At 66.9% G+C, this 15,442-nt stretch carries 12 protein-coding genes; 7 read left to right on the plus strand and 5 right to left on the minus strand.

Going from position 1 to position 15,442, the window contains the following annotated elements:
- Positions 1–5: 5 nt before the first annotated feature.
- Positions 6–2,591 (plus strand): bifunctional aconitate hydratase 2/2-methylisocitrate dehydratase, encoded by a 2,586-nt coding sequence (gene acnB / locus ACTT2I_RS07435; protein ID WP_421100362.1) that lies wholly within the window; start codon positions 6–8, stop codon positions 2,589–2,591.
- Between the two features lie 105 nt (positions 2,592–2,696).
- On the opposite strand, the gene ACTT2I_RS07440 is transcribed toward acnB, so the two are convergent.
- Positions 2,697–3,950, minus strand: coding sequence for a LysR family transcriptional regulator (locus tag ACTT2I_RS07440; RefSeq protein WP_421100361.1), 1,254 nt, complete (start codon positions 3,948–3,950; stop codon positions 2,697–2,699).
- 101 nt (positions 3,951–4,051) lie between these two features.
- On the opposite strand from ACTT2I_RS07440, the gene ACTT2I_RS07445 reads away from it, so the two are divergent.
- The 6 genes from ACTT2I_RS07445 to ACTT2I_RS07470 all read left to right on the plus strand — a co-directional run bounded on the left by ACTT2I_RS07445 (position 4,052) and on the right by ACTT2I_RS07470 (position 10,434).
- Positions 4,052–4,723, plus strand: a complete 672-nt coding sequence (locus ACTT2I_RS07445; RefSeq protein ID WP_421100360.1) for a 4-carboxy-4-hydroxy-2-oxoadipate aldolase/oxaloacetate decarboxylase — start codon at positions 4,052–4,054, stop codon at positions 4,721–4,723.
- Complete coding sequence (locus ACTT2I_RS07450; protein ID WP_421100359.1) at positions 4,716–5,771, plus strand: 4-oxalomesaconate tautomerase; 1,056 nt, start codon at positions 4,716–4,718, stop codon at positions 5,769–5,771. The genes ACTT2I_RS07445 and ACTT2I_RS07450 overlap by 8 nt, the downstream gene beginning before the upstream one ends.
- 42 nt (positions 5,772–5,813) lie before the next feature.
- Complete coding sequence (gene dctA, locus ACTT2I_RS07455; RefSeq protein WP_088435025.1) at positions 5,814–7,127, plus strand: C4-dicarboxylate transporter DctA; 1,314 nt, start codon at positions 5,814–5,816, stop codon at positions 7,125–7,127.
- A gap of 76 nt (positions 7,128–7,203) precedes the next feature.
- Positions 7,204–8,499 (plus strand): carbohydrate porin, encoded by a 1,296-nt coding sequence (locus ACTT2I_RS07460; RefSeq protein ID WP_421100358.1) that lies wholly within the window; start codon positions 7,204–7,206, stop codon positions 8,497–8,499.
- Positions 8,500–8,522: 23 nt separating this feature from the next.
- Positions 8,523–9,545, plus strand: a complete 1,023-nt coding sequence (locus ACTT2I_RS07465; RefSeq protein ID WP_421100357.1) for an amidohydrolase family protein — start codon at positions 8,523–8,525, stop codon at positions 9,543–9,545.
- A 13-nt stretch (positions 9,546–9,558) separates the two neighbouring features.
- Positions 9,559–10,434, plus strand: a complete 876-nt coding sequence (locus tag ACTT2I_RS07470) for an amidohydrolase family protein (RefSeq protein ID WP_443096822.1) — start codon at positions 9,559–9,561, stop codon at positions 10,432–10,434.
- 23 nt (positions 10,435–10,457) lie between these two features.
- Here ACTT2I_RS07470 and ACTT2I_RS07475 read toward each other — a convergent pair whose 3' ends face one another.
- Genes ACTT2I_RS07475 through ACTT2I_RS07490 form a run of 4 tightly spaced genes read right to left on the minus strand, consistent with a single transcriptional unit; the run spans position 10,458 to position 15,305 of the window.
- Positions 10,458–11,528 (minus strand): protein-glutamate methylesterase/protein-glutamine glutaminase, encoded by a 1,071-nt coding sequence (locus tag ACTT2I_RS07475; protein ID WP_421100355.1) that lies wholly within the window; start codon positions 11,526–11,528, stop codon positions 10,458–10,460.
- Positions 11,525–12,121 carry a chemoreceptor glutamine deamidase CheD gene (gene cheD, locus ACTT2I_RS07480; protein ID WP_421100354.1) on the minus strand — a complete coding sequence of 199 codons (597 nt, stop codon included), beginning with the start codon at positions 12,119–12,121 and terminating at the stop codon, positions 11,525–11,527. Before cheD ends, ACTT2I_RS07475 begins: the two co-directional genes overlap by 4 nt.
- Complete coding sequence (locus tag ACTT2I_RS07485) at positions 12,118–12,978, minus strand: CheR family methyltransferase (protein ID WP_088435031.1); 861 nt, start codon at positions 12,976–12,978, stop codon at positions 12,118–12,120. Before ACTT2I_RS07485 ends, cheD begins: the two co-directional genes overlap by 4 nt.
- Before the next feature lie 53 nt (positions 12,979–13,031).
- Positions 13,032–15,305, minus strand: coding sequence for a methyl-accepting chemotaxis protein (locus tag ACTT2I_RS07490; protein WP_421100353.1), 2,274 nt, complete (start codon positions 15,303–15,305; stop codon positions 13,032–13,034).
- Positions 15,306–15,442: the final 137 nt, after the last annotated feature.

Here is a 15,442-nt window from a genome sequence, read left to right on the forward strand (position 1 = left end):
TTGTCATGTTGGAAGCCTACCGCCACCACGTAGCCGAGCGCGCCGCGCTTGGCATCCCGCCGCTGCCGCTGAGCGCCCAGCAGACGGCCGACGTCATCGAGCTGCTGAAGAACCCGCCGGCCGGCGAAGCCGAGTTCCTGCTGGAACTGCTGACCCACCGCGTGCCGGCCGGCGTCGATGACGCGGCCAAGGTCAAGGCCTCGTACCTGGCTGCGATCGCCCTGGGCAGCGAAGTCAATCCGCTGATCACGCGCGAGCGCGCCACCGAACTGCTGGGCACCATGCTCGGCGGTTACAACGTCGCCCCGCTGGTCCAGCTGCTGGACGACGCCACCGTCGGTGCGATCGCCGCCGATGCGCTGAAGAACACCCTGTTGGTCTTCGATGCCTTCCACGATGTGCAGGAAAAGGCCAAGGCCGGTAACGCCAACGCCCAGGGCGTGCTGCGGAGCTGGGCCGATGCCGAATGGTTCACCAGCCGCCCGCAGGTACCGGAAAGCCTGACCATCACCGTGCTCAAGGTGACCGGCGAAACCAACACCGACGACCTGTCGCCGGCCCCGGATGCAACCACCCGCCCGGACATTCCGCTGCACGCCCTGGCGATGCTGAAGAACAAGCGTGATGGCATCGAGCCGGAAGAAGACGGCAAGCGCGGCCCGGTAAAGTTCATCGAATCGCTGAAGGACAAGGGCCACCTGGTGGCCTACGTGGGCGACGTGGTCGGTACCGGCTCCAGCCGCAAGTCCGCCACCAACTCGGTGCTGTGGTTCACCGGCGAAGATATTCCGTTCATCCCGAACAAGCGCTTCGGCGGCGTGTGCCTGGGCTCGAAGATCGCGCCGATCTTCTACAACACGATGGAAGACGCCGGCGCCCTGCCGATCGAACTCGACGTGTCGCAGATGAACATGGGCGATGTGATCGAGCTGCGCCCGTACGACGGCAAGGCCCTGAAGGACGGCGCCGTCATCGCCGAGTTCAAGGTCAAGTCCGACGTGCTGTTCGACGAAGTGCGCGCCGGTGGCCGCATTCCGCTGATCATCGGCCGCGGCCTGACCGCCAAGGCGCGTGAAGCGCTGGGCCTGGCCCCGACCGATCTGTTCCGCCTGCCGATGGACCCGCCGGATACCGGCAAGGGCTTCTCGCTGGCGCAGAAGATGGTCGGCCGCGCCTGTGGCCTGCCGGAAGGCCAGGGCATGCGCCCGGGCACCTACTGCGAACCGAAGATGACCTCGGTAGGCTCGCAGGACACCACCGGCCCGATGACCCGTGACGAGCTGAAGGACCTGGCCTGCCTGGGCTTCTCGGCCGACCTGGTGATGCAGTCGTTCTGCCACACCGCGGCTTACCCGAAGCCGGTGGACGTCAAGACCCACCACACGCTGCCGGAGTTCATCTCCACCCGTGGCGGCATCTCGCTGCGCCCGGGCGACGGCGTGATCCACAGCTGGCTCAACCGCATGCTGCTGCCCGACACCGTCGGCACCGGTGGCGACTCGCACACCCGTTTCCCGGTGGGCATTTCGTTCCCGGCCGGCTCGGGCCTGGTGGCGTTCGCCGCTGCTACCGGCGTGATGCCGCTGGACATGCCCGAATCGGTGCTGGTCCGCTTCAAGGGCAAGATGCAGCCGGGCGTGACCCTGCGTGATCTGGTCAACGCGATCCCGCTGTACGCGATCAAGTCCGGTCTGCTGACCGTGGCCAAGGCCGGCAAGAAGAACATCTTCTCCGGCCGCATCCTGGAGATCGAAGGTCTGCCGGAGCTGAAGGTCGAGCAGGCGTTCGAACTGTCCGATGCCTCGGCCGAGCGTTCGGCCGCCGGTTGCTCGGTGCACCTGAACAAGGAGCCGATCATCGAGTACCTCACCAGCAACATCACGCTGCTGAAGTGGATGATCGCCGAGGGTTACCAGGACGCCCGTTCGCTGGCGCGCCGCATCGAGAAGATGGAAGCCTGGCTGGCCAACCCGGAGCTGCTGGCCCCGGATGCCGATGCCGAGTACGCCGCCGTCATCGAGATCGATCTGGCTGACATCCACGAGCCGATCGTGGCCTGCCCGAACGATCCGGACGACGTCAAGACGCTGTCCGACGTGGCCGGTGCGGCGATCGACGAAGTGTTCATCGGTTCGTGCATGACCAACATCGGTCATTTCCGTGCAGCCGCCAAGCTGCTGGAAGGCAAGCGCGACATCCCGACCAAGCTGTGGGTGGCCCCGCCGACCAAGATGGATGCCTCGGAGCTGACCAAGGAAGGCCATTACGGCACCTTCGGCACCGCCGGCGCCCGCATGGAAATGCCGGGCTGCTCGCTGTGCATGGGCAACCAGGCGCAGGTGCGTGAGGGCGCGACGGTCTTCTCGACCTCGACCCGCAACTTCCCGAATCGCCTGGGCCGCAACTCCAACGTGTACCTGGGTTCGGCCGAGCTGGCCGCGATCTGCTCGCGTCTGGGTCGCATCCCGACCAAGGAAGAGTACATGGCCGATATCGGCGTGCTGGATGCCAGCAGCAAGGACATCTACCGCTACATGAACTTCGACCAGATCGAGGATTATCAGGACGTCGCCGGTACGGTGGCTGCCTGACGCGGTAGCCGGGCGCTGCCCGGCTCCGATGACCATCGATCGTTGATCGGTGGATGAAAGACGAAAACACCCGGCGCGAGCCGGGTGTTTTTGTGTGTGCGGCGCTCAGCGTGCCGGAAAGCGGAAGGGCCACGCCTCGTCGCCCGCAGCGTTGCGCTCGGCACAGACCTGCCGGAACGTTTCCACGAACGCCTGCTGCAGCCGGGTAGGGTGCCAGTCGGCGCGGGTGGTAAGGCCGATGCGTCGGCGCAGATCATCGCCGGCCCGGCCGATCTCGCAGAGCAGGCCCGCGCGACGCTCGAACACGAACTGGTCGCGCGACATCAACGTGAGCCAATCGTCTTCGAGCAGCAGGCCGCGGGTGATCAACACCGAACCACACTCGATGCGCAGCCGCGGCGGTTCGTGGCCGTGCTGGCGGAACATCTGCTCCCAGCGGGCCCGCACCGGTGCGCCCGTCGCAGCGATCACCCACGGGTAGTCGAGCAGTTGCGGAAACCGAAAGCCCTTGGTGGCAGCCAATGGATGTCCGCTGCGCGCGACAATGACCGGGTCGTCGTCGAACAGGCCTTCCTGCGCGATGTCGCGCACCGGCAGCTTGTCACGCATCGCACCGATCAACAGATCCAGGCTGCCTTCGCGCAGGTCGCCCAACAATTCGGCGTACGGGCCTTCGATCACGTTCACCGTTGCCCCTGGATACGCACGCGCGAAGCGGGCGAGCACCTGTGGCAGCAGGATGGCCCGTGCCAACGGCATGACGCCGAGCGCGACCCGGCCACCCTGTTGCGAGCGCAACGAGGCAAGCTCATCTAGGCCGGCACTGAGTTCGGACAGCGCCAGCCGGACCAGGCGCAGCATGCGTGTCGCCGCCGGGGTGGGCTGCACCGTTTTGCCCCGTCGCACCGTCAACGGCGTTTCGATGACCTCGGACAACTCGTGCACCGCGCGGTAGATCGCCGGCTGGGACACGCCGGCGCGGGTGGCAGCCAGGGTGAAGCTCCCGGCGGTATCCACTGCGGCCAGGGCACGCAGCTGGCCCAGCGTGACTCGACGCTCCACCGCCGGCATCGCCGGCAGCCGCTGCGCGCGGCGGGCAACGCGGACGCCATGCGCGATGTAAGCAAGCGCGCGTTCGATGCGTGGCACCAGCAGCTCCGCCGCCTCGGTGGGGGACATGCCGCCGGGCTGGCGATCAAACAGAGGCGCATCCAGTTGTTTCTCCAGCCGGGCGATCGCCTGCGTGAGCGCTGGCTGGGACAGATTCACGTGCGGTGCCGCCGCACTGATGCCGCCGTGGTGGTAGACGGCGGCCAATGCATGCAGATGCTTGAGGTTCAGGTCCAGAGGTGCACTCATGGATCAACTATAACCAAATGCAATGGCTGTTTCGAAAAACGATCTTGAGGGGCGGGGCAGTGCGAGGACAGACTGCGCCATCGTCAACGAAGGATGGATGGATGTCCCGGGTAGTCTCTTCTATCGAACGCGCCGACGCGGCGGTGATCCAGGTGCTTGCCCAGACCGGTGTCGCCACGGCGCATGAAGCCCAGGGCCGCAGCGGTCTGCTGCACCCGCGGCTGCGCCCGGTCTACAGCGGCGCGCGCATCGCCGGCAGCGCGATCACCGTGTCGGTGCCGCCGGGCGACAACTGGATGATGCACGTGGCGATCGAGCAGCTTCGCGAGGGCGATGTGCTGGTGGTCGCACCGACCAGTGACTGCACCGACGGCTATTTCGGCGATCTGCTGGCCACCTCGGCCCAGGTCCGCGGCTGCCGCGGGCTGGTGATCGATGCCGGCGTACGCGATGTGCGTGACCTCACCGCGATGGGCTTCCCGGTCTGGAGCCGCGCGATCCATGCGCAGGGCACGGTGAAGGAAACGCTGGGCTCGGTCAATGTGCCGGTGGTCTGCGGCGGGGCGCTGGTCCAGCCGGGCGATGTGGTGATCGCCGACGATGACGGGGTCTGTATCGTGCCGCGTGCGGATGCAGCCCGGGTGGCCGCCGAGGCACAGGCCCGCGAGGCCCGTGAGGCCGACAAGCGCGCGCGTCTGGCCAACGGCGAACTGGGCCTGGACATCTATCAGATGCGCGAGCGCCTGGCGGCCAAGGGCCTGCGCTATGAGTAACGGCGTGCGCGCGATGTGGATGCGCGGCGGCACCTCCAAGGGCGGGTTCTTTCTCGCTTCGGAGCTGCCGGCCGAGCCGGCCTCGCGTGATGCCTTCCTGCTGCGCGCGTTCGGCTCACCCGATCCGCGCCAGATCGATGGCATGGGCGGCGGCGATCCGTTGACCTCCAAGGTGGCGGTCGTGGCGCCCTCCAGCCGTGCGGAGGCCGACGTGGACTATCTGTTCCTGCAGGTGTTCGTGGACCAGGCCGTGGTCAGCGATGCGCAGAACTGCGGCAACATGCTGGCCGCGGTCGGCCCGTTCGCGATCGAGCGCGGACTGGTTGCCGCCACGGGCGAACAGACCGACGTGCGCATCTTCATGTGCAACACCGGCACGCTGGCGTCGGCCAGCGTGCAGACACCGCAGGGCAAGGTGGCCTATGACGGTGACGCACGTATCGACGGCGTGCCCGGTCGCGCCGCGCCGGTACCACTGGCCTTCGCCGATATCGCCGGGTCCAGCTGCGGCGCACTGCTGCCGACCGGCCATGCTGTGGATGCGATCGATGGCGTGCAGGTCACGCTGATCGACAACGGCATGCCGTGCGTGGTGCTGCGGGCCTCGGACATGGGCATCACCGGCCACGAGGACCGCGCCACGCTGGACGCGGACGACGCGCTCAAGGCGCGCCTGGAGGCCATCCGCCTGCAGGCCGGCCCGTTGATGCGGCTGGGCGATGTCAGTGCCCAGTCGGTGCCCAAGATGATGCTGGTGGCCGAGCCGCGCGCGGGCGGGGCGATCAGCGTCCGCTCGTTCATTCCGCACCGCTGCCACGCCTCCATCGGCGTGCTTGGCGCGGTGACGGTCGCCACGGCCTGCCTGCTGCCCGATTCACCCGCACATGCCCTGGCGGCATTGCCCGGGGGCGTGCATCAGACACTGGAGATCGAGCACCCCAGTGGCAGTACTGCAGCCGTGCTGGATCTGGACGCTGCCGGCCAGGTGGCCCGTGCGGCGGTACTGCGCACCGCGCGAAAGCTCTTCGACGGCGTGCTGTTCGACTGAATACGCACGACGTCCTTATTCTTGTGACCTGGGAGGGTTGATATGACCGTTGTAGAGAAGCGGCCGAGCCGCTTCGGCATTGTTGGCCAGCTCTGGTTCCAGGTGCTGGCAGGCACCGTGATCGGCGTGCTGGTGGGGTGGCTGCAGCCGGACATCGGCTCGGCGATGAAGCCCTTCGGCGACGCCTTCATCAAACTGATCCGGATGATGATCGGGCCGATCATCTTCGTTACGGTGGTGCATGGCATCGCCGGCATGCGCGACATGCGCAGCGTGGGCCGCCTGGCCCTGAAGTCGCTGATCTACTTCGAAGTCATCACCATCCTGGCGCTGATCGTGGGTCTGGTGGTGGTGGATGTCTGGAAGCCCGGTGCGGGGATGAACATCGACCCGGCCACCATCGACATGGCCAGCATCCAGGGCTACGTGCACAGCGCGCACGATCAGTCGATCGTGTCCTACATCATGGCGATCATCCCCAACACACTGGTCAGTGCCTTCACCGAGGCGCATGTGCTGCAGGTGCTGTTCGTGGCGGTGCTGTTCGGTGTGGCGTTGGCCTCGATCGGCGAGCGCGGCGCGCCGGTGATGAAGGTGATCGAGTCCACCTCGGGCGCCCTGTTCAAGATCATCGGCTACATCATGTACTTCGCCCCGATCGGTGCGTTCGGCGCGATCGCCTTCACGGTCGGCCAGTTCGGCGCGGGCTCGCTGCTGTCGCTGGGCGAGCTGATCGTCGAGTTCTTCGTGGTCTGCGGGTTGTTCACCGTGCTGGTGCTGGGCAGCGTGTGCTGGTGGACCGGCGCCAGCCTGTGGCGGCTGCTGGGCTACCTGCGCGATGAGATCGTCATCGTTGCGGCGACCACCTCCACCGAAACCGTGCTGCCGCGCCTGATCGAGAAAATGAAGAAGCTGGGCTGCGAGGAAGGCGTGGTCGGTTTCGTAATCCCGGCCGGCTATTCGTTCAACCTCGATGGCACCTGCCTGTACCTGACCACCGTGGCGCTGTTCCTGGCCCAGGCGACCAACACCGAGCTGACCGTGTGGCACCAGCTGGGCCTGATCGCGGTGCTGCTGTTGACCTCCAAAGGGGCGGCCGGCGTCGCCGGTGCGGCATTCGTGGTGCTGGCGGCCACGCTGGGCACGACCGGCACGATTCCGGTGGCCAGCATCGCGCTGATCCTGGGCATCCACCGGATCCTGGCCGAGGGCCTGACCTTCGTGAACCTGATCGGCAATGCGATCGCGGTGCTGGTCATCGCCAAGTGGGAAGGCAAGCTGGATGAGAAGGTGCTGGCCGAGCAGATCGGCACCCGCCGCCTGCGCCGCCGCATGCTGACTGCCGCCACCGTCTGATCCTGCCGCCGCGGCGCTGCCGCGGCCTCCCGACATCCATCCGTTGCGCGGCTGCGGCCGCGCACAGGAGGCGCTTGTGTCCCGTTTTTCCCGCAATACCCTTTGCCTGCTGGTGGCTGCCAGCCTGGCGGCGCCGGCGTTCGCCGCGTCCTCTTCACCCCAGGGCGGTCTGCCCGATGGCGTCGATCTCACCTTGGATCTGGTCGGCAACGTCGCCTCCAATCCGGTCGGTGGTGTCGAGCAGGGCACCGAAGGCTCGTACTGGGTGATGGCCCAGTCCAAGGTTGATCTGGATACGCTGTGGGGTATCCACAACACCGACATCGACGCGCAGTGGGCCTGGTTCGCCGGCCGCAACCTGGCGCGCGAGAAGATCGGCAATTCGATCAGTGCCCAGCAGACCTGGCGGCCGGTGGCCGGCGGGCGCCTGACCCGCCTGACCCTGCGCCACCGCTTCGACAACGGCCTGAGCATCATCGCCGGGCGTGCCCCGGTGAACAGCTACTTCAACAGCTCCGCGCTCAACTGCGTGTTCATGAGCAACGCGATGTGCCTGACCCCGTATGGGGCGATCACCGATCTGGGCATCACCGCCTACCCGAACGCGTCCTGGGCCGGGATCGTGCGCTACGACGTGAACGAGCGCTGGTATGCGCAGGCCGGCGCGTTCGACTACAACAACGACTTGAACAAGGCCGGCAAGAATGGCCTGGACTTCTCGGTGGGCGAGGGCACCGGCACCATCACCGCGTATGAGGTGGGTTACCAGACCAGCGTCGCCAATGATCGCCTGCCACGGACCTACCGGCTCGGCATGTACCGCAACAGCGATGGCGGCAAGAGCTCCTACTACGATGCCAACGGCAACTCTGCGGCGCTGACCGGCAGACCGACCGCCGTGCAGGACGGTGCGCGGGCGGGCGGGTATGCGATGGCCGACCAGACCGTCTGGCGTGGCGAGGGCAAACGCAACCTCGCGCTGTTCGCACGGGCGTACGTGAACACCGGCAACGAAGCGCCGATCGATACCTTCTTCTCGGCCGGCTTCGTCAAGACCGGCACCTTCCCCGGCCGTGAGCAGGACACGCTGGCGATGTTCGTCTCCAACACCCATTTCAGCGATGAACAGATCGACTTCCTGCGCGACCGGCGTACCCGCAACGGCGGCAGCGGCGCGCCACACGCGGACGAAATCATCGCCGAGCTCAGCTATGGCTGGGCGGTGCACAAGGGCATCCGCCTGATGCCCAACCTGCAGTACGTCATCAACCCCGACCCCATCTACGCGCCGACCCGCACCACCGACATCCCCGATGCGCTGATCGTCGGCCTGCGCGTGGACATCCACTTCGCCCAGCTGTTCGGCTGGTGATTCCTCCCCCACGAGGCCCTTGCATGATCATCGACTGCCACGGTCATTACACGACCGCCCCCGCCAGCCACGACGCCTTCCGCAAACAGCAGATCGCGCACTACAACGACCCCTCGCTGCCCGTGCCGGTGTACCCGCACATCAGCGATGCGGAACTGCGCGAGAGCGTGGAGGGCAACCAGCTGCGCCTGCTGCGTGAGCGTGGTGCGGACATGACCATCTTCTCCCCGCGCGCCAGCACCATGGCCCATCACATCGGCGATGAGCGGGTCAGCGCCGAGTGGACGCGCCGCTGCAATGATCTGATCGCCCGGGTGGTGGCGCTGTACCCGGAGACCTTCATCGGCGTGTGCCAGCTGCCGCAGTCGCCGGGCGTACCGATCGCCCACTCGATCGCCGAGCTGGAGCGCTGCATCACCGAGCTTGGCTTCGTCGGCTGCAACCTCAACCCCGACCCATCCGGCGGGCACTGGACCGGCCTGCCGCTGACCGACCGCGCCTGGTATCCGTTCTTCGAAAAAATGGTGGAACTGGACGTGCCGGCGATGGTGCATGTGTCGGGCAGCTGCAATGCCAACTTCCATGCCACCGGTGCGCATTACCTCAATGCCGATACCACGGCGTTCATGCAGTTCCTGCAGGGCGACCTGTTCCGTGACTTCCCGGACCTGCGCTTCATCATCCCGCATGGCGGCGGCGCGGTGCCGTATCACTGGGGGCGTTTCCGTGGCTTGGCCGACATGCTGGGCAAGCCGCCGCTGAACGAGCACGTCATGAAGAACGTGTTCTTCGATACGTGCGTCTATCATCAGCCAGGCATCGATCTTCTGTTCAAGGTCATCGACATCGACAACATCCTGTTCGGCTCGGAGATGGTCGGCGCGGTCCGGGGTATCGATCCGGAGACGGGGCAGTTCTTCGACGACACGCTGAGGTATGTGAACGCGCTGGGCCTGTCCGAGAGCGATTACCACAAGGTCTGCGAAGGCAACGCGCGGCGGGTCTATCCGCGTCTGGACGCGCAGCTGAAGGCGAGGGGTCTGTGAGATGACGACGTTCGTGAAAGACGCTGACTGGCTGGATTTCTGCCCGGACCCGAGCGCGCCCGGTTTCGTGCCGCCGCCCGGCGCGGTGGACGCGCACTGCCATGTGTTTGGGCCGGGCGACCGGTTCCCGTACGCCCCCGAGCGCAAGTACACCCCGTGCGATGCCGGCAAGGAGCAGCTGTTCGCGCTGCGTGACCTGCTGGGGTTCGAGCGCAACGTGATCGTCCAGGCCACCTGCCACGGCGCCGACAATAGTGCCCTGGTCGACGCCCTGCGCAGCGCGGAAGGTCGTGCCCGTGGTGTGGCGACCGTGCGCGACAGCGTGACCGATGCCGAACTACGCGAGCTGCATGCGGCCGGCGTTCGCGGGGTCCGCTTCAATTTCGTCAAGCGGCTGGTCGATCCCAAGCCGGATGCCTACTACCGCGCGATCATCGAGCGCATCGCGCCGCTGGGCTGGCACGTGGTGGTCTACTTCGAAGCTGCCGATCTGGCCGAGCGCTGGGACTTTTTCACCTCATTGCCAACCACCGTGGTGGTGGACCACATGGGCCGCCCAGACGTCACCGAGCCCGTGGAGGGCCCGGCCTTCCAGCAGTTTGTGCGGCTGATGGCCGAGCACCCCAACGTGTGGAGCAAGGTCAGCTGCCCTGAGCGGCTGTCGCGCAGCGGGCCGCCAAGCTACGACGACGTGGTGCCATTCGCGCGCCATCTGGTGGAGCGATTCCCGGATCGCGTGCTGTGGGGCACGGACTGGCCGCACCCGAACTTGACATCGCATATGCCCGATGACGGCGCGCTGGTGGATTTCATTCCGCGGATCGCGCTGACCGCCGAGCTGCAGCGCAAACTGCTGGTGGACAACCCGATGCGGTTGTACTGGGCATAGGGCCAGCAGGCGGTCCGCCGCCGTCAGCTGCGCGCCAACGCCATCAAGCGCTCGGCAATCCGCTCCAGCGGCACCATTTCCTCCGCTGCACCGATCCTCACCGCGCTGCCCGGCATGCCCCAGACCACACTGGTGGCCTCGTCCTGCACCAGGGTCGGGGCACCGGCGTTGCGCAGATCGAGCAGGCCACGCGCACCGTCGTCGCCCATGCCGGTCAGGATCGCGCCGATGGCGTTGGCGCCGGCGCTTTCGGCCACCGAGCGGAACAGGACATCGACCGCCGGCTTGTGCCGGTTGATCGGCGGGCCGTCGTCGATCCGGCAGCGCCAACGCGCACCGTCGCGGATCACGCGCAGGTGCTTGCCGCCGGGCGGCAGGTAGGCGTGGCCGGGCAGGACGGCTTCACCGTCGCTGGCCTCGCGTACCGACATCGCCGAATGGCGGTCCAGGCGCTCGGCGAACGGGGTGCTGAACTGCGCCGGCAGGTGCTGGGTCATCACTACGGCCGGGGCGTCGGCGGGCAGGCCTTCCAGCACCACCCTCAGGGCCTCGGTGCCGCCGGCCGAGGCGCCGATGGCGATCAGGCGGTCGGTGGTGCGGAACTGGATGGAGCGTGGCGAGGCTGCCGGGGCTACCGCATCCAAGGTGATCCGCGGCGGATTGGGCCGGGACAGGGTGCGCACGCGCGAGCGCGCGGCCATCTTGACCTTGGCGATGATCTCGTCGGCATAGCCCTGCAGGCCACGGGCGACATCCAGTTTCGGCTTGGAGACAAAGTCCACCGCGCCCAGCGCCAGCGCCTGCAGGGTGGTATCGGCCCCACGCTCGGTCAGCGAGGAAATCATCACCACCGGCAGGGGATGCAGACGCATCAGGTTTTCCAGGAAGGCCAGGCCATCCATCCGCGGCATTTCCACGTCCAGCGTGATCACGTCGGGGGCCAGGCGCTTGATCTTCTCGCGCGCCAGCAGGGGATCGGCGGCGGTGCCGACCACCTCGATGCCGGGATCGCTGGCGAGGATCTCGCTGAGCATCTGGCGGACGACCGCCGAGTCGTCGACGATCAGGACTCTGCAGGGCACACCGTGGGTCATTCGAACAGCTCCACGCCACCGGTGACCGGGGCCTTGGACAGGCGCGCGCGCACCGCAGATTCGGTCGCGGCCACTTCGGCTTCATGGGCGTGCGGCAGGCGCTGCACCACCACGCGGCCGGTATCGGCGAAGAACCATACCTTGCGCGGATGGATGCCGCACAGATCCTCGGCAATGATCGGAATGTGCTCGGCCTGCAGGTACTGGCGCACGAACTCGGCGTTGCGCGTGCCGACCGGGTTGCTGGTGAACCCCTTGAGCACGTTGGCCCCGCCGAACACCTTGGCTTCCAGGCGCTTGCGATGGGCGCCACGCTTGAGCAGATCGTTGATCAGCAGTTCCATCGCGTAGCTGCCGTAACGCGCGGGGGCGCCATCACCGACGTTGCCCTCGGGCAGCAGGAAGTGGTTCATCCCGCCGATCTTGAGCACCGGATCGCGCAGGCAGGCGGCCACGCAGGAGCCCAGCGTCGTGGTGAGCGCGGTGTTGTCGTCCACCGCCAGGTACTGGGTCGGCAGCAGCTTGGCGGCAGTGACCTGGAAGCGGCTGTCGAAATAGCGCATCACGTCATCGTTGCGGATCGTCTGACTCATGCCGGCGCCCCCGGCGCGCGCTTGTACAGCGTGCGGCCGCAGGGCTGGATCAGATCGGCGGCGTGCAGGTAGTTCTCCGAATGGCCGGTGTAGAGCAGGCCGTCATCGCCCATGTGCTGGATCAGCCGCGAAAGAATGCCGCGTTGGGTCGGCTTGTCGAAATAGATCATCACATTGCGGCAGAACAGGGCATCGAACGGGCCGCCGACGTCGTAACGGTTGGCGAGCAGGTTGAGCGGGCGGTAGTCGATCAGGTCACGCAGCGCCGGGTTGACCCGGCAGTGGCCTTCGTTGGGGCCGGTACCGCGCTGGAAGTAGCGCTTGCGGATGGCCGGATCCAGCCCGGCGACGCGGTCGATCGCGTAGACGCCGCGGCTGGCGGTGGCGAGCACCTGGGTGTCCACGTCGGTGGCCAGAATGCGCACCGGCGGCTTGAGCGTGCCGAACGTCTCGCAGGCGGTGATCGCCATCGAGTAGGGCTCCTCGCCGGTGGAGGCCGCGCACGACCACAGCTGCAGCGTGCCCTGGCCAGCGCGCAGGCGCAGTTCCTCGGCGAGTTTCTCGAAATGATGGGGTTCGCGGAAGAACGCGGTGAGGTTGGTCGTCAACGCGTTGGTGAAGGCCTGCCATTCGTCGCCGCCGTGGGCTTCGAGCTGGTCCAGGTAGTCGCTGAAGCTGCGCATGCCCAGCGCACGCAGCCGCCGCGACAGCCGCCCATAGACCATGTCGCGCTTGGCCGGCGCCAGCGAGATGCCGACGCGCTGGTAGATCAGCTCGCAGACGCGGCGGAAATCACGGTCGGCGAATTCGAATTCGCGGGCATTCGGTGAAGCGGCGTTGGCGGGGGGCGTGGACACGGGCGGACTCGCAGGGGAAGGGGGTGCGGCGATCGGGCGATCGCCGCGGGAACTCAGAACGTTTGCCAGTTGCCGTCATCGGCCGGCGTGCTGCGTGGGGGACGCGCCGGCGTGGCGGCACGCGGAGCCAAAGAGGCCGGGCGGCTGGCGGGACGCATCGGGGGCATCTCGGCACCCGCGCGTGAGGTCACCGCGCTGACGGCCTGGGCGACCTGATTGTCCAGGCGGAAGATCGCCACCGCATCGGCCAGCTGGGTGGCCTGTTCTTCCATGGCGCGGGCAGCGGCGGTGGCTTCTTCCACCAGTGCGGCGTTCTGCTGGGTGGTTTCGTCCATCTGCACCACGGTCTGGTTGACCTGGTCGATACCCGCGGACTGTTCCTGCGAGGCGGCGGAGATCTCGGCCATGATATCGGTCACGCGCTGCACCGAGGCGACGATCTCGCCCATGGTGGCGCCGGCCTGGTTGACCAGCTGCGAGCCCTCGGCGACCTTGCCGACGGAGTCATCGATCAGACCCTTGATCTCCTTGGCCGCACCCGCCGAACGCTGGGCCAGGGTGCGCACTTCGGAGGCGACGACCGCGAACCCACGGCCCTGCTCACCGGCGCGTGCGGCTTCCACCGCCGCGTTCAACGCCAGGATGTTGGTCTGGAAGGCGATGCCGTCGATGACCGAGATGATCTCGGCGATCTTCTTGGAGGACGTCTGGATCGCGGCCATGGTGGTGACCACCTCGCCGACGACGTTACCGCCCTGCGTGGCCACGCTGTGGGCCCCAATCGCGAGCTGGTTGGCCTGGCGGGCGTGTTCGGCGTTCTGGCGCACGGTGGAGGTCAGTTCCTCCATCGAAGCCGCGGTTTCTTCCAGGTTGGCCGCCTGCTGCTCGGTACGGCGCGACAGGTCACTGTTGCCGGTGGCGATCTCGCCGGCGGCCAGGTTGATGCTGCCGGCGGCCTCCTGGATCTGGCCGACGATCTGGGTCAGCTGCGCGACCGTGGCGTTGGCATCGTCACGCATGGTGGAGAACACACCGTGGAAATCGCCGTGCATGCGTGCGGTGAGATCGCCTTCGGCGATCGCCGACAGCAGCTGCGAGAGCTTGCCGAGGTTCTCATCGCTGACCTGCATCATCGCGTTGAGGTGGCCGATCATCCGGCGGAAATCGTGATCGAAGCGGGCGGTGTCGCCGCGCTGGCTGAAGTCGCCGGCGGCCGCGGCGGCCGCCAGACGCTGGATCTCGCCGTTGATGCTGCCCAGGTTCTGCTTGACCGCATCGACCGTGGTGGTGATGGCGGCCTTCTCGCCGGGATAGCGTGCGATATCCGCGCTGAGGTCGCCCTGCGCGTAACGCTGCACCACGGCCAACACCTCGTCCATGGTCTGCACGTGTGCACCGACCAGGGTGTTGGTTTCATGCACCATCAGGCCGTACTCGCCCGGGAAGGCGGTTTCGTCCATGCGGTAGCCGGTATTGCCGGCGTCATGGCGGCTGGCCATCTCGCGCTGACCGCTGATCACTGCGTGCAGCTGTTCCTGCATGCGCGCCATGCTTTCCAGCAGCCGGCCGGGTTCGTCGTGGGCCTGCTCGCCGATGCGGCTGTCCAGCTTGCCGCGGGCGATGCTTTCGGCCACGTGGGTGGCCTGGCGCAGGGGCAGGGTGATGCGGTTGCCGATCAGCCAGCTCAATGCCAGCACGATCAGCACCACGCCACCGCCGGTGGCGGCCATGATGGCAGTGAACACCAGCGCCTGCTGCTGCACGTCGTCCATGTACACGCCGCTGCTGATCACCCACTGCCACGGGGCATACATGCCGGCATAGGCGACCTTCTCGACCACGTTGTCGGTGCCCGGCTTGGCCCACTGGTAGGAGACGAAGCCGCCGCCGAGGCGGGCCATGCCGATCTGGTCGTAGTACACGCGCACCCCGTCATCGGTGCGGAAATCCTTCATGTCCTGGCCGATCAGTTCCTTGCGGAACGGATGCATCAGCATCCGGTAGTTCGTGTCGTACACGTTGAAGTAATAGGTGTCGCCGTCGGCGCGCATGCTCTCCAGCGCGGTGAGCGCGGCCTGCTTGGCGGCTGCCTCGGTCAGTTCACCGCTGCCGGCCAGCCGGTGGTAATGCTCCAGGATGCCGTAGGTCAGCTCGACCTGGGTCTTCAGGCTGTCCTTGCGGGTGTCGGTCAGGTCCAGGTACTGCATGCGCGCGGCAACCACGGACAGGGCAATGACGCCCAGCGCGATCAACAGCGTCAGCAGGTTGAGCTTGCGCCTGACAGACAGGTTGGAGAAGTACGGGTTCCAGCGGCGGAATAGAGTCATGGGCAGGGCATCTGAGCGGGCAAGAGCACGTGGCGATGCCAGGAGCTCGCGGTGGCGATCGCCATCCTGGCTGGCCGCGACGAAGTGTCGGGCAATGCTGTTATCGGCCGGATCGCGCGAGTATTGAGTGCGTCGCC

It is taken from the genome of Stenotrophomonas sp. PUT21 (genome assembly GCF_052232875.1).
Lineage (GTDB): Bacteria > Pseudomonadota > Gammaproteobacteria > Xanthomonadales > Xanthomonadaceae > Stenotrophomonas > Stenotrophomonas maltophilia_N.